Genomic DNA, 21,511 nt, shown 5'->3' on the forward strand with positions numbered 1-21,511 from the left:
TTCTAAGAAAGGTCTTTATTAATAAAATGTGTATCTAGTACGCATTATCGTTCGTCAAACACAACTCGCTATATGCAAGGTAGTTTCAATAACCGGCTTTATGGTTACAAAATACCGCTGGCACCATGATACCCAACTATTATTTTGGGCGGCGAGTGGTGTTAAAGGCATTAGAAAATGGCTCATTAATAATTTATTTACAATCGATTAAGCAGTTGGCGACATTATGAAATGGTAAAGGGGCTGTTATTGCCAATACGGATAAAACAGCGGGCAAAAGTAACATTATGGGGGCACATTTAACAAGTATTTGGGGGCCCGGTATTTGTATTGAGGGGACGGGAAGACATGTGCGCAGAATTTTTACCAGGGGCCTAATACAAAATAACTCCTCTGTGTTTCTTTGCCTCAGTGGCCTGTGACTCAGTGGCCTCAAAACTTTTTTCTTCCAGAACTGTTCTTCTATACTGAGCTAGGGATAAAAAGTGAATCAATTGATTATAAAAAGCTCACTGTTTATCCCGGGCGAAGTATACTTGCCTGTTCCCCGGAAATGCCCGGCCAACAGTAAAACCGGATATATGAGCCGTTTACAAAACATCAGGTATTCTATCCTGGACCTGGCTACCGTTTGCCAGGACGATACCTTACAACAATCCTTTGAACGCAGTCTGGAAAGTGCCCGGCATGCTGAACAGCTGGGCTATACCCGGTACTGGTTTTCTGAACACCATAATATGGAAAGCGTGGCCAGCGCTGCTACCTCCATCCTCATTGGCTATGTAGCCGGCGGTACCCAAACCATCCGTGTAGGATCCGGCGGTATTATGCTGCCCAATCACTCACCGCTGATCATTGCCGAGCAATTTGGCACCCTTGGCATCCTGTACCCCAACCGGATTGATCTGGGGCTGGGAAGGGCACCCGGCACCGATGCGCTTACGGCCATGACCATTCGCCAGGCACCGGTAAATATTCCCTATGATTTTAAAAGCAATATCGAAGCCCTGCAACAATATTTCAGTAAAGAAAACAGTCATGCCAAGGTGAGAGCCCTTCCCGGTGAGGGTGTGGACATTCCGTTATGGGTGCTGGGGTCCAGTACCGACAGTGCTTACCTGGCTGCGGAGATGGGTCTGCCCTATGCCTTTGCCGCGCATTTTGCTCCGGCGCAGCTGATGCAGGCGATGGAGATCTATCATAGTCGCTTTAAACCCTCGGCGGTACTTGACAAGCCTTACGCGATGGCCTGCGTGAACGTGATTGTGGCCGATAGCACTGCCGAAGCAGCCGCGCTCTCCACCTCGCTTTACCGCATGTTCCTGGGTATTTTTACCAATAGCCGATCTCCGCTGCAACCGCCCATTTCGCATGAGGAACTGGAAAAGCTCTGGACTCCCGAGCAGAAATACGGGGTGATGCATATGTTGTCCAATGCGTTTTTTGGAAGTAAGGAAAAAGTAAAGGAAGAGTTGACCGATTTTATTGAGCAAACCGGGATACAGGAGCTGATGGTTATTTCGCAGGTGTTTGATCAGAAAAAGAAACTGCGGTCTTATTCCTTGCTGAAGGATATTTTTACAGAGGGGTGATATTTTCTTAAAAGGTGACGGAGAGACTAGGGGGGCACCGGAATATAGAAGTGTTGACTAGCTTTCAAAAAAGGAAGCTCCTGCACTGCAGACCGTTTGCTTTTTACATTTTACATGCATTATTTTAAATTCCTTGGGCTAACTTACAGTTATGAACTGGAGTTGGCTTCTTGTGGCGGAAGTATTGTATGTGATCCTGGTGATCCTGGTTTGCATGCGGGTGATCTATGATACGCGCAGCTCCACCAAAACACTGGCCTACCTGCTGCTGATCATCTTTCTACCGGTGATCGGTATGTTCACCTATTTTTCCTTTGGGATCAATTACCGGCGCAGAAAACTCTATAGCAAAAAATTACTGATGAACGAGGCGATGGAAGCATCGCTCAACGACCGGATACAGACCCGCTCCATCGAAGCATACACCCAGGGAAAAGCAGCGGTAAGCAATAATGATCGGCTCTTTCAATACCTGTTGCGGGAGGGCAGTCCGTTAACCGGACAGAACCATGTGGAACTGCTATTAAATGGCGAACAAAAGTTTCCCCGGGTGCTGGAACAATTGCGTGCGGCCACCCATCACATCCACATAGAATATTATATTTACGAGAACGATGAAACGGGGAATGCGATTGCCGATCTGCTGATTGAAAAAGTACAACAGGGTGTGCAAGTCCGCTTTATTTATGACGATTTTGGCAGTCACTCCATCCGGAGAAAACTGATCAAACGCCTGCGCAGCGCGGGTGTGAAGGCCTTTCCTTTTCACAAGATCATTTTTATTGCCCTGGCCAACCGGCTCAATTACCGCAACCACCGGAAGATCATCATTATTGACGGACATACCGCATTTGTAGGCGGCATCAATGTAAGCAATAAGTATGTGAACGATCCGGCCTTTAATAATAAACTCTATTGGCGGGATACCCACCTGATGATCCAGGGCCCCGGTGTGTATTACCTGCAATACCTGTTCCTGGCCGACTGGAATTTTTGCGCCGGCGACCGGCTTACGGTGAATGAACAGTTTTTTCCGCCCGTGCATACCCTCCTGCAGAAGGAAAACAAGCTGGTACAAACCGCGGTGAGTGGTCCGGATTCCGATAATCCCACCATCCTTTATGCCATCCTCCGGGCTATTGGTCTGGCTAAAAAAGAATTGCTGATCACCACTCCCTATTTCATCCCGGGTGAAAGCATTATGGAAGCCCTGATCGTAGCCGCCTACAGTGGTATAAGGATCCGGATCCTGGTACCGGGCATCTCTGATTCATTACTTGTAAATACTGCCGCTAATTCCTATTATGCCGCGTTGCTGAAAGCAGGTGTAGAGGTCTATCGGTACAGAAAGGGATTTGTGCATGCCAAGACCCTGGTATCGGACCGCAACCTGGTCATGGTGGGCACCGCCAATATGGATCATCGTAGTTTTGACCTGAACTTTGAAGTGAATGCGCTCGTATATGATACTGCTATTGCGGAGCAGCTGGCACAGGCCTTTGAAAATGACCTGCTGGATGCGGAACAGATCGACGCTGAAAAATGGCTGAGCCGGCCATTGTACATTCAGCTGTTTGAAAAAACCTGCCGGCTGTTGTCACCGCTGTTATAGACAATTAAATTTTCACCCAGTGAAAAGTTGCAGCACAGCGCCTATATGAAGGGCCGGCTGTTTAAGTTGGACTTCCTGGATTTTTTCTTTTTCCACTTTTCTCCCGGTCCATCGCATGCGCGTCAGGTTAATTTTTGCCCTGGGAGCTGCAGCGCAGCGCTGATCCTGTTAGTAAACGACAATACGAGCGATAAAGGTGCAGCGCACCGGTAATCATTGCGGTCTGTACAAGCCCCGAGCACAAAATTACCGCCGCGCTGCGGCTACGGGATGTTTTGGGCGTTCATCGTTATAAGGGTCAACGGCGCGCTGCGCCTGTTTGCCATTAAAAGATGCGATCTTTATGGCGTGAAAGGCTTACCCGTACTACATTTCATGGCAACATGATCTGTTCTCAACTTGATGCGCATGCGATGGATCGGGAATGAAAAGTGGAGCAACCGACCGAAGGGAGCTCATAAGGTCCATTAAAAAAATAATAAATCAGCGAATAAAAATCTTGTCCGCCACAAGGCGAATTCCGCCCGATGAAATTTCGGTATTTTTCGAACATTTACGGGCAATGCGGAACCGATAAAATCTGCGTTGCAGGCCTGGTTATGACAGCCTTTCGCACAACCTCATTTTTGAAACTATCTTATCGGCGTCACAACCGCCATTCCACTTGATTTTATCTTTCGCTGTGCGGCGGACGCCCTGCGAGTATGTAATCGCTTCGTTAGCATGTTCAAAATTATTGCTGCGGCAAACAGTGAAGCCTGTTTTGGATGAAGCCAATTCAAAAACAGATGCTTTCCGTTAATGACTTCGAGACAAGATTGATAGCAGATCAGGGCTCTAACCGCTTTTTCAATTTCCGCAATCGCAATGAAAGCACGATCTGAACCATGCCCAGCATAAGTTTGACCATTTTTCCTTTGTGCCGGGCAATGGATAAAAAAATGATCAATTTTCCATTATACTGAGCAAAGACGAAGTATAATTGTACCTTTCTTTTCCAAACCACTGATCAACGATGAAACATTGTCTTTTTATCATGCTCCTTACGGGGCTATTGCTGGGGAACGCAACGGCACAGGATTCCGTTGAAAACAACCTCTTAAAACTGATGCAGCAATACCAGGCCATTGGCTTATCTGTTGCTGTTGTAAAAGATAACAAGATCATTTATAATAAATCATTCGGATACAAGAACAGGGACGATAAAACCATTATCCAGAACACCGATATCTTCCGCATTGCTTCTATTTCCAAGTCCTTTACCGCCACTTCGCTGTTGCAACTGGTGGAAGCCGGCAAGCTGAGTCTGGATGATGCGGTAACCAAACTCGTTGGCTTTAAGGTTAACAATCCTAAATACCCGGATGTGCCGATCACCCTCAGAATGATCCTCTCCCACACATCCAGCATCAACGATAAAAACGGGTATTTTACCCTGGATGCCATCAACCCCGATAAAAATCCCAACTGGGCACAATGCTATAATGATTACAAACCCGGGGAAGGCTACCAGTACTGCAATCTGAATTTTAACCTGGCCGGCAGCATTCTTGAAAAATTTTCCGGGGAGCAGTTTGACCAATATGTAAAAAATCATATTTTAAACCCGCTGCGCTTATATGGTGGCTACAATGTAGATTCGCTGGACCGCAACCGCCTGGTGCCGCTTTATGAATACAACGATTCTTCCAAAACCTTTGCGGTTTCACCGGGTGCTTATGCTTCCCCAAAGGCCAGGCTGGCCAACTATACCAGGGGATACAGTACGCCCCTGTTTTCCCCCACCGGCGGCATGAAGATCTCCGCCCTGGACCTGGCCCGGTATATGATGATGCATATGAACTATGGCACCTCCAATAATGTACGGATCATCAGTGAAGCGAGCAGCAGGACCATGCAGACCAAACTGTCCGACAAGGAGAACTATGGCCTTGCACTTTGGTCTACCGAAAATTTAATTGACGGCGAAAAAATGGTGGGCCATACCGGCGATGCCTATGGCCTGTACAGCAGTATGTTTTTTCAACCGGAAAAAAAGTTCGGGTTTGTGGTGATTACCAATGGCTGCCTGCCACAATATAAGAAATCAGTGGTGGCATTGTTGTATGATGTTATTAATGAGCTTTATAATGGGATGATGAAATAATTGTTGGTGCTTGCCTGGGGGACGGGGGATTGGGGACATGGGGCATATGCTTTCACTGACGGCCATACATTTAAAAGCAAACGGGTTAACAAGAGAGCAACGTTTTTCCGTTAACCGCCCCTGTTAACCCATCAACTTATTGACCTGTTAACTTATAATTATCCCTTCAGCAGATCTACATACTCCTGGGTATCATAATTATCCATGCCTTCCATTTTCTTGATCAGCTCTCCTTTTTCATTAAAAATAAAAGTGGAGGGAATGGCCTGTACATTAAAGAGGAGCGGCAGGTTTTCCGCAGGGAAAAATACAGGCATATTTAGGCCCTGTTTCTTTTTAAATGCCGCAGCATCTTCCATCTGATCATCTACCGACAGTAATACAAAGGCCACTTTTTCTTTATCTGTTTTTTTATACAGGTTCTGGATTGATGGCATTTCCGCGCGACAGGGCGGGCACCAGGAGGCCCAGATATTCACCACCACTTTTTTCCCTTTCAGGGATTCCAGGGTTACCGGCTTGCCCTGCTCGTCTGACATTTTAAATGCCGGCATCATCGCTACCGCGGGTGCTGCCGCTACGGTATCTGTTGCTGCAGGTGCCGTGCTATCAGCCGCATCCTGCTTTCCTTCATTTTTGCAGGCTGTAAGGGTAACTATGCCCAACCCGATCATCAGTATAATAGTATTCAGTTTCATTCACTGTTTTTTGATTGTTAAATTAAAATCCATTATTTCTTGAGGTGAGAAGATTCTGAAACAGGTTCAGAATGACAATACGCTGTTAAGCGGCTTCTGAGATAGTCTCTTACTATTTTATATCACAGCAGCGCTATTCCGCGGAGGTGCATCAATGCATTCGGGGAACGGATCTGCCGGAAAGCGGGTTTTTGCCAGCGGGTAGTTTTTCTTCAGGATCAATGCGGGCAGCTCGGGCGCATACTCTACCTCAACCGGTTCAATTGCGATACCCGCAACACCACAGGATACCGGGGCCTCCATATCTCCGGCCGGAACCTGGTGCTTACCGGCTGCCGCGTTCACCTGGTACATCAGCCGCTTGCAGGCGGGTCTTAACATAGGCATGCTGAACAACAGGATCCCTCCCGCCAGCAAACTATATACAATGATATGGTACCGTATTTTCAAGCGAGGCAAATTTAAAGAAATGAATGTAAATCATCAGATCGCGGCTTCGGGATGTTGCCGGTAGTCGTGCAATTTGGATAATTCCACGATGGTTCCCCTTCCTTCCGGGGATTCATGGTACACCGGAACAAATTTTGCTCCATTCACCAGCTCTCCATAGGTATAGCTGGTACGCGCAATTACCGTGTTGGAAAAATCTTCGTCAAAGGCTTTCAGATAGACCATCATTTCAAAATCGGCCTGTTCCAGCTCCGCCATGGTCATATTGTACACCGGGCTTTCCTCGTTGATAGGATGCACCACCGTCCAGGATATATGCAGCGAATTAATGGTATTAAACTGCAGGGGCAGGGAAAAATACCGGTAACTATCCTGGCCGTTCTCACTGACCAGCATGCTTACGGTAACCTGTATGGACACTTCACTGAGGGTGGCGTTTTTTATGGGCGCCATGCGGAACATAATGGCCTTCCCCGTCCGGAACGGGGCAATAATGGCGTGTTTGCTAAACCGGATATAGGCCCGGGGTTTTACAAAGCGGCCGTACAACAAGCCGGTAATGATGGCCAGGGTCAAAATGCCCACCAGCGCTTCAATAGAAGCAATGGTGTTGGTAATAAACCCGATGGGACTGATGCGGCCATATCCTACCGTGGTCAATGTTTGCGAAGAAAAGAAATAGGCTTCTTCAAAGGTTTCAAGCGGCGTTCCCCGCACCAACCCCTGCAGATGCGGAATGCAGAACAGGTAATACACAATGGCGAACAGGAGGTTGATGGTTGTGTAAAATCCAATGATGAGCAGACCGAATTTCCAGCTGCTGAGGTTGATCAGGAAATTGTAAATACTGTATTTATCAAATACCGATCCCGATCGGTTGATCACGTTGACACTTCCATCCTTATTGATAAAACGGGCGTATTTCGCCGTTACTGCGGTATTCAGCCCGGTATTGTCTACCGTTTTCCCCTGTGCCCGTTTTCTTCCCATTGCCATAGGGTGAAATTATTGAAATAAATCTGATTATCGGGGGCACAAGATTTTTTGTGTTTTTTTTCAACGCCTATCCGACCAGGCATCGGGGCAGGTAAAGAGTGCAGCGAATTTACGATTAACCGGCCCTCATTGCGTTCCTCGCGGATACTTTGCGTGCATTGCGGTCCATTTTAAACCGCAGAGAGCGCCAGGAATACGCTAAGAACACAAAGAGATTTAGAATAATCCGGCGCTCATTGCTGCCTTCGCGGACACCTTACAATCATTGCTGTTGAAACCTAACCGAAAAAGCGGAGGGCCCGTCAGCATCTCATATAAAAAATAGATTACTAAAAATTCTTTACCAGTCCAACCCCATACGACCCGCCGGAAACAGCGGGATAAAAATACGTGGTACTTCCCTGCCTCTCTTTTTTCTGTCCGATATGCAATTTATTGTAACAGAGATAGGCCAGGTTGGTGGAGGCAATACCAAGCCCTGCGCCCGCCACCACATCACCCAGCCAGTGCCGGTTGTTATACATCCGGAGCACACCGGTTGCCGTTGCCACCAGGTAGCCCCCGATGCCATACCAGGGCGATACATCCTTGTATTCTCTCCGGAGAAACTCCGCCGATGCAAATGCCGTTGACGTATGCCCCGAAGGAAAAGACAAACGGTTGCTGCCATCCGGACGCTCCACATTGGTTATATGTTTTAACGGTGTTACTAATGCCGTATTAATACCCAGCGACATGGCATACAGGATGGCTTCATGCCCCAGCGTATTTTTTCCTTTTATCCCCAGCCCCCGCAGCGCAAATACCGCCAGCCCGGGTGTGTATGCCAACACATTGTCGACACGTGTTCCAAAAGTGGGATGATCTTCCACAATTTCATTCTTTGTTGTCTGGTTCAATCCTTTGAACAGGTTCGTACCATCTGCAAGTCCGCCCAATGCGATCAGCGTAGCCGGTGCAATAAATTGTTTTAACCGGACCGGGCTACCTGAGGCTGGCAGCTCCCGGAGCCGTACCTGAGCGGAATCAACAGCCAACGCAGTAGAATCCTGCTGGGCCAATAATGAAAACGACGAACCAAAACAAAGGAGCAGGAATGTGATTTTTTTCATCCGTAAATTTTTATGCCCGCCCGGCTGAATGCCGTTCGGACGGGGTTTTAATGGTCAGCTGTAGTCTTTGATGCTGATCCGGATAATTATCGGGATCATTCTCTTGTGTGATAAAAATGGAAACCTTTATCATGTCGGTTTCTTTTTTACAATTTGAGACGAAGCGACAGATTCACCACTCTTCCATCGATAGGTGCCCATAGCGGGTTAAATTGAGGATCGGTTACAGAGCCTGTATATAAGGCTTCCACCTTGCTTTGCTTATAGTTCAGCAGGTTTTCACAATTCAATACCACGGTTACATGATCTCCCAGGTGCTTTTGAATCATTGCCGCCATAAACATGTAATGGGGGGTATTGGAGCCGTCCAGCCGTTTCTGACTTCCATTATATGAGCCCTCGAGTCCGGCCATTAAGCCCGCTGTTTCAAAATCACGGGCCAGCACAAACGACATTCTATTCCGGGGCGTCAGCGGCATAAATTGCTGCTGTGGCAGATAGTTCCTGGTTACCACGGTATAGGTATATCCGGCATACAGTTCCCATGCATCCAGTGTTGCCTTCACATAGGTATCAAAACCGCGACTAAGCACCGTTTTATTCCCATTCTGGTAGAAGAGGGCTCCATCCGGATGAATGGTTCCGTAAATCGGATCTTTGATCTGTGTAAGGAAGAAGGCCTGGTTAATAAACAGGCTGTTTCCACCCTCCCAGTCCAGCTTGTAATTTACTTCTGCATTATATCCTATCGATTTTTCAGGGGTGATATTGGCCGGCAGGGCCGCAATTTTATCCGGGGTATAATCCATATACCAGGGCGTAAACGGATTGGGCACTTTATAGCCCCAGCCTACCCCCAGGCGGGTAGCCCAATGCTCATTAAACCGGTTGAAAAAGGCCAGCCTTGGTAAAAAGAAGTTGCCATATTTCTGATGATAGTCATCCCTGAGGCCCAGTTCCAATGTAGCCTGATCTTTTATGGTCCAGGTATTTTGTGCAAAGGCCCCGATGGTATTATTGTTCAGCGAAGCGATCGGGATAAACCGATTCTGATGCGTTGCCTTAAACTGGTCGCCGGTTACGTTTACCCCACCTACAAAACTGTTCTTATTTCCGTAGGGGATGAGTGTAGATAGTTCACTGTAGTAACTCAGCTGATTGCCCTTATAGTTCAATTGGGCGTCTGCAAAATTATTGGTGTAGTCACTTACCGTATTTTTAAAATACAGGCTTTTACCACTGTCGAAATGGTGCTCCACTACCAGTTCGCCGGAATGACGCGTCGTATTGTTTTGCTCAAAATACTGGTGCACGGCATCGGAGTTTCCTTTTAACACCTGCATATCCCCGCCTTTGGTGTTATTAACGTTCCCGTTATAACCAAGAATAATGGTGGTATTCCTGGGATAGAAAAACAAACGCGGATGTATATTATAACTATTCAGTTTGGGAACATCAGAAAAACCATCTTTGTTTACATCCACGGGGTTCTGATGGATATACCCTCCAAAAAGTGTATATCCAAATCCTTTATACCGTTTCGACAAATAGGCATTGGCATCAGTCTCCTTCAGGGTGGTCTGGTTCAGCGTAATGCTTCCTTCCTGCGCCGCCGTTGGCCGTTTTGAAATAATGTTGACCAATCCGCCAATGGCGCCACCACCATATAAGGTAGAGGCCGATCCCTTCACCAGTTCGATCTGTTGCAGATCCAGAGGCGGAATGGTAAGGATGCCAAACCCTCCACTAAAACCATCGTACAAGGGCATTCCATCCCGCAGGATCTGGGTGTAGCGCCCATCCAGCCCCTGAATGCGCACATTGGAATTACCCGATGTGGCGCTGGTTTGCTGGATCTGTACGCCACTGACATCACCCAATATACTGGCGATATTGGCAGGCCGGATACCGTTTTCTTCATTCATCTCTTCCTTCCCCAATACTTCCACTTTTATGGGCGCGTTTTCAATGGATTGGTTATTCCGGGTAGTAGCCACTACCACCACTTCGTCCATTTCCCTGGCAAGCCCTTTCATTTTTATGACCAACATTGTATCCTGCGTAATATGGATCGTCAATTGCTCTTTTTCATAACCAACGGCAGAAAAAGAAAAATGAAGCACCCCTGACGGAACTGACAGGGCCGCAACACCACTGGTATCTGCAATGGCCGTTGCCTTTCCGTCCTCAGAAACGGTAACACCCGGGACCGCCTTTTCCGAAACCGGGTTTTGAAACTGAAACCGCAGTTTTGACTGGGCATGAATATTCAAACTACAAAAAACTCCTATCAACAAAACAAAAATTCGGTACATCGTATGCGTTCGTTTTTATTATGCGTCTAGCGGCTAATCTTTTTGCGCACGTAAAAAAGCTCCTTTCTCATCAAACAAATAATCCGTCTTCTTTATTTCAGCTTCATAGGATACAGTACCGTCAGCCTTTGTTATTTTAGCAGTTTCGGTTACGGCACCTAATTTTTTTCGTGCGATATAGTCCTTTGCAGCTCTGGGAAATGCATCCCCCGATATGGCGGTTTCAGTTTCTATCAGCTTACCGCCCTTGTTGTATACTGCACTTGTTTTTACACCCTTGTTGGTAAAAGAGGCTTCATAATTACCATCTTCGTTCTCCCATTTGGCCTTTGTGCCGGGGTACTGGTGCTCAAAAGCCGTTTTTACAGCCACGGGCACCGTTTTCGATTGGGCGAACCCGGCAAAGCTGATACCTGTCAACAGGCCAGCCAGTAAGATCTTTGTTTTCATTTTCAACATTTTTTAGAGTAGGATAAAAATCGGACGGTATAAAATTGGGGGCTGATTCTGTAGAAAAATGGAATTTCGAACTCCCGTCCCGGTCCTTAACAAAAAAATAGTGCCCGGTTAGGGAAATGAGACCGAAAAAGAATGTTGCTGCTCCAGGAACCGGTATTGTAGCTTGTAGCCGTACAATTCGCAGATCTGTTTACAGATCTCCAATCCCAGTCCCACACTTCTTGAATCGGTTGACTGTTTTTGAAACCGCTGAAAGATCTGCGTTGCGTTCAGCGCCGAACCCGAAGCCGTATTGCTTACCGTAAACGTATGCTGTGACAGGGATAGCCGGATCCTGCCTCCTGAAGCGGTATGCCGGAAGGCATTTGAAAAAAGATTACTGATCAGGATATCGATCAATGCACCGTTGGCTTCTATCCGGGAGGTTTCCAGCGAGCCGGTCTCCAGCTGGATCTGTTTCTCAACGATCATGTCTGTAAATTGGTCGGCGGTATGCATTACAACCGTCTTAACATCGATGGATTCTGTTTCCGGAAACTGGTTGTTCTCTATTTTCGTTAGCAGCAACAACGTACGATTCAGTTTCTGAAGTTTCCGCACGCTTAGAGTCAATTCTTCTATAAGCCCTGCCTGTTCTCCGTTTACGGGTGTTTGCAACAGCAAATCCAGCTTGCTTTGAATGATGGCCAGGGGCGTCTGCGTTTCATGCGCCGCATTTTCCGTAAATTCCTTTTGTGCCTTGTACAGATGGGCATTCCGTAATAACAGCGCGTCCAGCGAGCGGTTCAGTTCCCCAAATTCCTGAATGGCTGTCGGTTCAAACTGAGGGGTTTGATGTTTGTCGACCCGGTAACCCGCCAGCTTGCGCAAGGTATCCTGGAAAGGTTTCAAAATATTGCGGGAAAGATTCCGGTTAATAAGGAACAGGCCTGCCAGCAGGAAAAGAATAAAAACAAATTGCAGCAGGGAAATACTTTTTACAAGATCGGCATCCTCCAGCATGGATTTCTGAATCTGCAGCGCATAATACTTCCCGTTTACCCGGATCACCGATTCCAGTACCCGGTGTTTTACCATTTCGTGATCCTCCGGTATAAAAATATCTTTACTGTAAAACGTATCCCGGACCGTCTTATTACCGGTGGGGGTAATGACTACGCTATTATTGTAGGAGGTAAAATCTTCCGGCGGACCGGTCTCCAGCTTCTGCAGGATCCAGGTTTTCTGGTATCCCAGCGATTCATCCAGGTTATACATCATGATGCGTTGTACCAGTACATAGAACAACGGTACCGATAAAATGGCCAGTAGAATCGTATAAAGGCTGTACCGGGTGGATATATAATGGATCAGCTTCAAAGCACTTCAAATTTATACCCCATTCCATAAACCGACTTCAGGTAATCATCTGCGCCTGCTGCCGCCAGTTTCTTCTTGAGGTTTTTGATATGCGCATAGATAAAGTCAAAGTTTTCGAACAGATCGGCATCCGGGCCGGAGAGATGTTCGGCTATCGCGGTCTTGGATAGCACGCGGTTTTTGTTAACGATAAAATAGATGAGCAGATCAAATTCTTTCTTTGTAAGATCCACAACATTTTGATGCACCCTTACCATACGGGAAGCCGTATCTATATTAATTTCGTTCAACTCCAGCTCATTGCTGCCCTCAAACTTCCGGCGACGGATCACGGAAGCCACACGCGCACTTAGCTCGGGCAGATAAAAAGGCTTGGCCAGGTAATCATCCGCGCCCAGTTGCAAGCCGGTTATTTTATCGTCCAGCGCGTCCTTGGCAGAAACCACAATGATCCCATCCATACGCTTATCCCGTTTCAGGGTCCGGAGCAGGTCGAGCCCGTTTCCATCGGGTAGCATGATATCCAGCAGGATGCAATCATAGTCAAATACCTCTGTTTTTGCCAGGGCATCCGCCGCTGTTGCCGCTACCGCACAGGTATAGCCTTCCTGCTTCAGGTAGGTAACGATACTTTTGCTCAGTGCAGGCTCGTCTTCAACAATCAGGATATTCATTCCTGCAAAGTTGGATCATAATACTGAAGGGAAACTGAATTTTTCAGCACTAAAAATGAACATCAATGATACTGTTCAGCGGAATCAGGACACCTCCTTTTAATGAAATATGATTTTCCGTGAGCGACCATACGGTTGTTTCTACAGACTGGGGGCCCTCGGTGGTATTAAATGTAACGGTCGTTTTGCTCTTAAATTCATTACCCAGTCGCACGGCATAACCAAGACGCTCTTTCCAATGAATACTGCGGTCTTCCTCTGCATGGATAATATGATACTGCTCTATCGCCTCTTTGGGAATCAACTTTTCAAACATAGGATATCATTTAATCATTTCTACTCAAATTTACTGGTATTTGTTGTTTTAACTTTAAAATTTTCTGCAAAAAGAGAGCGCCTGATCAACAAAAATCCGGCAAACGGAACAGAAAAATAGTTGAAGAGCTTTCATAGGACAAACCTGGCGATGGATGGACCAATACCCGATGACTCCCGGTTCCCTGAAGGCCAGAACGCTTTCCGACAACACAAAAGCACCGGTACTACTTCTTCTTTCTCATCTTCGCCATTTCCGAGGCTGCCAACAGATAGGCGCCCACACCATAAGGCGCCGTCATATCTTCTGTAAGCTGCAAGGGTGCATGGCCCACCGGCTGCACATAACCCAGCTTCCCCGACCGGTCTACATATTTTTGTAGGGATTTCCAGCCCTTCAGTGCCGCTGATTTATGAATACTTTCTGTCAGCAATCCTTTGTTAACGCCATAGGCAAGACCAAATACAAAAAAGCCTCCGGCGCTGTTCTCCGGCTGTGTAAAGGTTTCGGGATCCAGCAAGCTACTGTGCCAGGCGCCCTGCCGGTCCTGTGCCTGGATCACTGAGGCTGTCATTTCACGGAACAGGCGGAGATACCAGGCATAGCTTTCATGGGAAGGGGGAACCGATTCCAACATAAGGGCAAGCCCCGCATATACCCACCCGTTTCCCCGCGCCCAGAAAACCTTCTCTCCTTTATGATCGCGCTCGTTTATTAAACGAAGATCCCTGAAGAACAATTGCTTCTCTTTATCGTATAACGCATCCGCAGTTACCTTAAATTCCGAAAAACAAAAATCCAGGTAAACCGGGTTTCCTGTTAACTGGTAGACCCGCGCGTACACCGGTGGCGCCATAAACAATGCATCACACCAGCCCCAGCGGTTGCGGTAGTATTTTCCTTTTTCTGTAAGCAAGGGCTGTTTGTCGGGATTGGCAATAACCGAATCCACTCTTTTGATCACCTTGCGAATCATCTCCGGATCTTTATACCGGTCATAAAGCCGGAAATAGGTTTGTCCGATACACAGGTCATCGGCATCATAAAGCCGGCCCAGCATGCCCCATTGCAGGTCCTTACCTGTTTGCAAAAGAAAATCATACTGGGATTGAGAACTTGTCTGTGCCGCCCATTCAACCATTCCCCGGTACATGGCAGCCTGTACCCATCCGGCCTGGGGCGCCAGCGTATCTGAATAATGCTGTATTTGCCAGGAGGCCACCCGGTTTACCTTTCTTTTATCGGAAGCGCTGAAATAAGCTGTTTTACAGGAAACAGCCATCATAGCCATTGCCAAAAGCGCGAATACTAATCTTTGCATAAAAATCATTTTATCGTTTTCCAATCCTTCAAAGGGCGGATTTTTTCATTTTTGGTTTGTGCACCTTCCGGAATTAAATAAACGGTATACGCTACCGACTGTCCTGGCTGCAGCACTGATGTAAACCCTACCATGATGGTATTGCCGTTATCTTCATCAAATGAAAACTCCGGTTTCGTGCTCCAGGTATTCATAGTGATGCCTTCTCCCACTACTTTCATCCGCATTTTTTCACCATTCATTTCCAGTTCGGCTTCATTCCTTCCCGTTAGTTTTACACTTGCAGGCGTAAGCATGGCCCAGCGTATATCTGTAAATTTTTCCGCGTTAACGATCTCATCCCGGATAACTACATAGTTATTATCTACAATGGCAACGCCCCTGTTACGCCTTGCCACATGCGGGCTGTCTATAGCACTTAGGTTTGATATGGCGTACATGAAATTCGTACGCTCGCCCTGCTCATCCATCTCCGCTTTGGCTGTAACATTTTGCCGGTCCCCGTCAAAGGTGATAATATTATGGGTCTTTGTACCAATGCGCAGCGCGTCCCAGCGCCGGGAGTACTGGCTGCGGTCACCAAGATGAAAGCCGTATTTCTCCAGTGAATAATAAGGTTGGCCCCCCAGATCTGTTACCCATCGATTTTTTCCGCGGTACATAACAAAGCTGCCAATATCCATATGCGAATGATTGGTAACACAGCGGCCGCCTTTCATTGCTAAAAAAATTTCATCATCTCCCCCCCAATGGTTTCTCATAATGGCAATGGGAGTAGTACCCCTTCCTATATACTGCCTCTTTTCCGGCTTCTTCACTCCCGAAAACGGGTTTGCCGGGGCCCATAGCAACGCAGAAGGAAGATAGCGTACATCAAAAAGTTCCGCATCCGTCATACCCATTTTACGGGCATTGTTCAGTCGCTCCGCTTCTGTCCAAAGTATACCCGGATCACCGGTCCGGTTTGCGAACCAAAGCATCGGGTAAGACAGGGATTGGTCTGCAAAGCAATCGGCGTATGCGAAACAACCGGAATTCTGCGTTGACATTTGCAAAATATATTCGGGTGTTTTCATAAAGCCCTTATTGTTCATCAACCCAAAAGAGGATCCATATAATTTCTCTAATGCATCTATCAATGTAATATTATAGGTAGTTCCGTACCGCCAGTAAGAGTACCCTTCGGGATAATTCCCATCAGGCAAATACTCTTCCAATGCTACATCGCGCACCAATTTTATAGACCTGCCGATTATTTTCTTGGCCAGTTCCGGATCGCTTTCATATATGGTAATGGCGCCCAAAGCCATTCCTGTATTGCAAACGGAATTCCAGTTGTTCTTTTTTTTCAGCCAGCTGTAATGCGATTTATCAGTAGCCTTTTCAGGTAAGGATTCATACAACCCTTTTCGTATGATTGCTTTTCGAAGCCGCTCTTTTGTGCCATTGTCAAGGTAACTGTACAGCCAGTCATAACCAATGGAAACGGCGGTCACCATTTCCGCCACATCTAAAAAATGAGTGGGGTTCCAGCTTTTAAAGGCTGCAACGTTGAGCAGTTCTTTCTTTGCGCGGGCTGCGTACCGGTCGTCACCGGTCATACGCCAGGAATAGGACAAATAATAAATATAGGTAAGCGCTTTTCTTGAAACCTTTAATAACTGGCTCCCGATCAATTCGTATGCCACTACCGGTTCGTTTAAAATTGAGTCAGCCGTCCTGATGATGTAATGATGCATGGAAGCAAGAAATGCATCCCCGGCAATCTTTTCCCTGATCTGCTTTTCTTCGCCCTTCAGTAATAATAAACGCGGATGATCTTTTTTTACAGTAAAATCCGGTTGCTTCTGGGCCTGCAACTGCAATCCTATTACAAGGAAGCAAATGGTTTGTAATATCGTTCGAAATCGTATAGACCTGGTTGTCATTAAAATCATTTCCGGAATTTAAAATCATAATAATCGGCAAGGAACCGGACAGCGAACGTAGTTCCGATATCCCTGTTGGTGATCCACATTTTTGTTTTCTTCATCCTGGTCCGGGTTTCGAGCACCGCGCCACGCAGGTTGGGATCGGGATGATCCTGTGCAAAGCGATTATCGATCAGCCAGCGGGCAGATCGCTCAATCGCAGGATTAAATTCGGCATAACCTTCCTTCGATAGCCCGATCCACACAATGCCTGCCAGCGCAACGGAGGAGCCGGTTACAGAGCCTTTATCGGGTGCTCTCTTGTCCAGGTAGTTTTCATAAAATATGGTCCCGTTGGATAACTGCGCTTTCTGAAATACCCGGGCCGTTTTTGCCGCAGCCTCAAGGTATTTCCGGTCCCGGGTGAGTTTAAATACTTCTATTAATGACTCCGCATACCATAATGCAAACCTGGGATGGAAATAATTATCAGCAACAGAATTAGGCATAAACTGCATCCACACACCTTCCGGGCCCTGCAGTTGTACCAGGCTATTGCAAAGGCTTATAAAAGCCTCTTTAAATTTTTTGTCGCCCGAAAATTTGTATGCGTCTTTAAAAAGCGCCCCTTCCGTATTGGGCCTGGATACATCAAACAGTTTTTGCGCACCCGAATCTTTTGATTTCCAAAACGGACTGTATTCTTTTAAAACCTCCCCGGTTTTTGCATCTACATTATCATAGCAGACACCTTGTGTAAGATCGCACATATTCGCAAGCATCCAGCCGGCCGCCTTTGTGGCTACCAGCGCATATTTAGGATCTCCTGTAACTCTCGACAATTCATAAATGCCGGGCGTACCATCGGAAACGGTGGAGAAAACAATAACATCATCGCCGATAAAATCACCGTGAACGGCATTGACCATTCCCCTGAGCTTAGGGCGATCTTTTATCTCTAACCCTATCCAGTATTCACCGCTTTTTTTTGCAGCATCCAGGTAGGCTTTGTTTCCTGTTTGCTTATAGGCGGCCAAGAGCGCATAAATCGCCTGTCCGGTGTGCCAGGGCACTTCATAGGGATACCATTTCGCTTCTAAAATATTATAGTCACATTTTGATTTGCCTTCGCTATCCAGGAGTACATTGGCCACATACGCGGCCGTTTCATTCATCGCTTTTTTTACTTCTTCTGGTTTTACCTGGGCTGATGCCCGGATAAACAACATAAAAAAAAGCACCGGATAGACTGAATATTTTATTTTAACCATGGTCTGTTTTCCTAATATGAATGTCATTCAATGAAGTTGTTTACACTTTTGGGGTCGATGGCATCTTCTACCTGTGCCGAATGATCGTTCAGACGAGAATTTGCGCCATTTTCTTCGCAGATCTTCTAAGAAAGTTAATCTACGGAAACGTTTAAAAAACCGGAATAAATAAAAAATTGCAACCGGTTCGAAAATCAATCTTTTCAACCGATTGCAATTATCGAAACACTGATGTTCGTTTTACTTTATTTGCGTCACTAAAACCGGAAATTCAAGCCTGTTCTAACAAATGCATCCGTATACTCCAATTGATTTACACGGTTTTTATTTCCCATGTAAGTAAAGGCCGGCGCATTGTTGATATTTGTTACTTCCGCATAGTAAGTGAGCCGTTTTGTGATACGGTAAGATCCGTTAAGATCAATCTGCCAGCGGCTGTCTACCCAAAGATCCTGGTCTGTGTCTGCACCCAGCGCATAGATAAACTTACCATTATAATTGGCCGAAGCCTGTAATGTAAGCTTGCGGGAGGAATAGCTCAACGCAATATTACCGGTATGATCCGCCTGGCCGGGGAGCCTGATAGCACCTCTGTCGTTTTCTGTAATTGCTTTAGAGTGTGTATAGGTATAATTTCCTGTAAAAAGCAGATTTTTCAGGAAGCCGGGCAGGAAACTCAGACTTGAGTTCAATGTAAATTCCAGCCCATACACTTTAGCTGCTTGTCCATTGCGCGGCTGCGATATTACGAATGCGTCATCCGGGTTGTAATAAGGATTCGACACATCCGTTAATGTGCCCTGGCTCAGGTATTGAAATTTATCAATATGCTTATAAAAGAAACCACCCGACAGAATACCCACATTTTTCATATAATGTTCTGCCAAAAGATCAAGATTATTTGAATACGCGGCCTTCAGCTCCGGGTTCCCCAGTTCTATTCTCCTCATTTCCGTATTCACTGTCATTGAGGGAACCAGTTTCGGCAGGTTTGGTCTCGAATATCCTGTTGTCCAGGCTGCGCGCAGGATCAGGTTTTTGGCCATATCATATTTAAACTGAAGGTTGGGCAACACCATCAGGTAACTGAGCGACGAATCTGCCGGTGTTTTACTGTATGCATCATACACATAGGTATCCGGTGTGGCTCCGGGCTTTTGTCCGCCGTTTACGTTCGGATCAGCTGACTTGTCGTAGCGGAAAATTCTATTGGCTTTGTAACTAACCGACGTGTTCTCAAAACGCACTCCCATAAGCGTCATCAATTTATTGAACTGTATCCTGTTCATTAAATATCCGGCAACAACATTTTCGCTTGCCGTGTAATATTGCTCATCGCCCTGAAGCGTCCTTGTATACTCATCCGAAACAAAGCGGTCCGGCCTGGCTTTAATAAACTGCTCAATAACTTTTACATCGGCAGAGGGTCCAAAGTTCAAATTGCCATTCAGGAACTCAGCCGATTGATTGGCCTTATGCAGAAAGTTAGCAAGCCTTGTATCGCCATAATCCGGACTGTTACGATCTGTAATCGTTGCAATCCTCAATTGAGATGTGGGCCAGGGCCGGGAGCGGTTGTTGTCCATCAATTTTGCTTTTGCACCAAATGAAAATACAGAAGCATACTTATTGTTTATGAAATAATTTTTGGAAACATTAAACCGTCCGGTTGTATTGGAACCATTCTGAATATTGATCTGGGTGAGTGCATCCGTAAACTGATAACGTCCGGGATCATCCATGGCCCCGCCGGATGCAGGAGTATACAGGTTTGCAGAAGTTAAATAGCTGCTGTTAATATCCGGTATCACTGCTACCGGCGTCATATTAGGAATACGGATGGGCTTGCCTGATCCATTATCCGTTCCTGCAATGTCCTTATTATTGGCGCGCCAATCCGGCGCACTAAAGTTATACTGCGCATTTTTACCGGAGCTGTGGCTCTGGGAATAAAACACCCCCCCATCAATTTGCCAGGTGCCTATTTTGGTTTCACCATCCAGGCTTATATTAAAATTATCGATCTTAACAACCTGGTTGGAGGTTTGCGCGATGTTTTGAAAACGATCTGTAGCAAGACTATCTCCTCCCAACTGTATAAAGTTGCCTCTGTAGCGAAACCTGTTTCTATACCGGGTATCTGTGTCCACACGCTTATTGTACATCCCGCTTAACACAAATCTTGTATTCACATTTGGGGCATAATCCAGCGCAAGTGTTCCACCCATGCGTTGGCGGGTGCCTTCCTGGTACCGGTAACGAAAATCAGTGGGTACCCAGGTATTTTTGCGACTGTCGATTACCGCGCCGGTTTTATCCACGATGTTTTTCTGTGCCCAGGCTTCTGCTTCAATCCGATCGTATCCATTATTATTATTGTAGTAACTTGCATTAGCTGCAATACCAAAAACGCCCTCTTTATTCCTTTCGCTGGCACCAAACCGCTGTGCAAATCCGGCTTTAGCCGAATAAGGCATGTGTTTCCTTAACATATTATACCCTGTTCCCAGATCCAGCGTATACTTTGGTTTTAAAGAACGGGCAATTCCTGTGCGCATGTTGATGACACCCGCGATCGCATCCCCGTCATTTGAAGGAAGCAGGGTCTTCTGTACTTCCATGGAAGAAAGAACGTCTGAAGGAATAACATCTAAAGACATGTTGCGCGCGCCGTTTTCACCGCCCACGCCCATCAGCTGCTCGCCATTTACGTTAATGTTCACAAAGTTTGCCGGCGTACCTCTTAGCTGAATCTCCGAGCCTTCACCTCTGACACGGGTGATCGTTACCCCGCTCAATCGTTGCAGGGCCTCAGCAACGTTCAGATCCGGGAAACGCCCGATCTGATCCGCCGATACCACCTGCATCAGGTTATCTGCATTTTTTTGCTGGTTCAATGCCCTGGCCTGACCATCTATCGCGGCGGAAACCACTACGGTTCCCAGGCTCTTTGCAAGTTCGGTCAGCTTAATGTCCTGCGTTGCGGTTTTACCTTTCTGAACGATTACCGAAATGGTTACCGGCGCATACCCCAGGTATTCAACCGTAATGTTTTTCTTACCCTCCGGTATTCCCTGTAAGGTGTAAAAACCGTTCAGGTCGGATGACGCACCCAGCGTAGATCCTTTAAGGGTAACCGATGCCCCGGGTAGCGTATTACCGTTCTGGTCGATAATGCGGCCACTCAAATTTCCGGATCCCTGGGCGTACCCCGGCAGCACTCCCATGAAAACCGCCAGTATGAACAATATGACAGGCTTTACGTTTTTTCTCATTGTTT

The 21,511-nt window shown here is 46.7% G+C and carries 16 protein-coding genes; 3 read left to right on the plus strand and 13 right to left on the minus strand.

The genetic code is table 11. The annotated features are described in order from the left end of the window. Positions 1-581 precede the first annotated feature (581 nt). The 3 genes from GGU45_RS05235 (at position 582) to GGU45_RS05245 (ending at position 5,350) form a co-directional block, all read left to right on the plus strand. Positions 582-1,592: an LLM class flavin-dependent oxidoreductase gene (locus GGU45_RS05235; RefSeq protein ID WP_435222656.1), complete on the plus strand. Its 1,011-nt coding sequence runs from the start codon at positions 582-584 to the stop codon at positions 1,590-1,592. A 151-nt stretch (positions 1,593-1,743) separates the two neighbouring features. After that, positions 1,744-3,204 (plus strand): cardiolipin synthase, encoded by a 1,461-nt coding sequence (gene cls / locus GGU45_RS05240; RefSeq protein ID WP_435222657.1) that lies wholly within the window; start codon positions 1,744-1,746, stop codon positions 3,202-3,204. 1,015 nt (positions 3,205-4,219) lie between these two features. Then, positions 4,220-5,350 (plus strand): serine hydrolase domain-containing protein, encoded by a 1,131-nt coding sequence (locus GGU45_RS05245; protein WP_435222658.1) that lies wholly within the window; start codon positions 4,220-4,222, stop codon positions 5,348-5,350. 158 nt (positions 5,351-5,508) lie between these two features. Here GGU45_RS05245 and GGU45_RS05250 read toward each other — a convergent pair whose 3' ends face one another. The 13 genes from GGU45_RS05250 to GGU45_RS05310 form a co-directional block, all read right to left on the minus strand. Further along, positions 5,509-6,048, minus strand: a complete 540-nt coding sequence (locus GGU45_RS05250; RefSeq protein ID WP_435222660.1) for a TlpA disulfide reductase family protein — start codon at positions 6,046-6,048, stop codon at positions 5,509-5,511. A gap of 117 nt (positions 6,049-6,165) precedes the next feature. Further along, positions 6,166-6,498 carry a hypothetical protein gene (locus GGU45_RS05255; protein ID WP_435222662.1) on the minus strand — a complete coding sequence of 111 codons (333 nt, stop codon included), beginning with the start codon at positions 6,496-6,498 and terminating at the stop codon, positions 6,166-6,168. 33 nt (positions 6,499-6,531) lie between these two features. Beyond that, a complete protein-coding gene (locus GGU45_RS05260) occupies positions 6,532-7,494 on the minus strand; it encodes an ion channel (protein WP_435222664.1) in 963 nt (320 codons plus the stop codon). 329 nt (positions 7,495-7,823) lie between these two features. After that, positions 7,824-8,606 carry a phosphatase PAP2 family protein gene (locus GGU45_RS05265; RefSeq protein ID WP_435222666.1) on the minus strand — a complete coding sequence of 261 codons (783 nt, stop codon included), beginning with the start codon at positions 8,604-8,606 and terminating at the stop codon, positions 7,824-7,826. Positions 8,607-8,752: 146 nt separating this feature from the next. Beyond that, positions 8,753-10,921 carry a TonB-dependent receptor gene (locus tag GGU45_RS05270; RefSeq protein WP_435222668.1) on the minus strand — a complete coding sequence of 723 codons (2,169 nt, stop codon included), beginning with the start codon at positions 10,919-10,921 and terminating at the stop codon, positions 8,753-8,755. A gap of 33 nt (positions 10,922-10,954) precedes the next feature. After that, positions 10,955-11,371, minus strand: coding sequence for a PepSY-like domain-containing protein (locus GGU45_RS05275; RefSeq protein WP_435222669.1), 417 nt, complete (start codon positions 11,369-11,371; stop codon positions 10,955-10,957). A gap of 117 nt (positions 11,372-11,488) precedes the next feature. Next, positions 11,489-12,739, minus strand: coding sequence for a sensor histidine kinase (locus tag GGU45_RS05280; protein ID WP_435222671.1), 1,251 nt, complete (start codon positions 12,737-12,739; stop codon positions 11,489-11,491). Further along, entirely contained in the window at positions 12,736-13,413 is a 678-nt protein-coding gene (locus GGU45_RS05285) for a response regulator transcription factor (protein WP_435222673.1), read from the minus strand. The genes GGU45_RS05280 and GGU45_RS05285 overlap by 4 nt, the downstream gene beginning before the upstream one ends. 49 nt (positions 13,414-13,462) lie before the next feature. Beyond that, positions 13,463-13,729 carry a hypothetical protein gene (locus tag GGU45_RS05290; RefSeq protein ID WP_435222675.1) on the minus strand — a complete coding sequence of 89 codons (267 nt, stop codon included), beginning with the start codon at positions 13,727-13,729 and terminating at the stop codon, positions 13,463-13,465. Positions 13,730-13,955: 226 nt separating this feature from the next. Next, on the minus strand, positions 13,956-15,050 hold the full coding sequence (locus GGU45_RS05295; RefSeq protein WP_435222677.1) for a glycoside hydrolase family 88/105 protein: 1,095 nt from the start codon (positions 15,048-15,050) through the stop codon (positions 13,956-13,958). A 5-nt stretch (positions 15,051-15,055) separates the two neighbouring features. After that, positions 15,056-16,987, minus strand: coding sequence for a heparinase II/III domain-containing protein (locus tag GGU45_RS05300; protein WP_435222679.1), 1,932 nt, complete (start codon positions 16,985-16,987; stop codon positions 15,056-15,058). Next, a complete protein-coding gene (locus GGU45_RS05305) occupies positions 16,984-18,258 on the minus strand; it encodes a hypothetical protein (protein WP_435222681.1) in 1,275 nt (424 codons plus the stop codon). The genes GGU45_RS05300 and GGU45_RS05305 overlap by 4 nt, the downstream gene beginning before the upstream one ends. 230 nt (positions 18,259-18,488) lie before the next feature. Then, positions 18,489-21,506, minus strand: a complete 3,018-nt coding sequence (locus GGU45_RS05310) for a TonB-dependent receptor (RefSeq protein ID WP_435222683.1) — start codon at positions 21,504-21,506, stop codon at positions 18,489-18,491. Positions 21,507-21,511 lie beyond the last annotated feature (5 nt).

Source organism: Niabella hirudinis, from assembly GCF_051201075.1.
In the GTDB taxonomy this organism is placed as follows: Bacteria; Bacteroidota; Bacteroidia; order Chitinophagales; family Chitinophagaceae; genus Niabella; species Niabella hirudinis.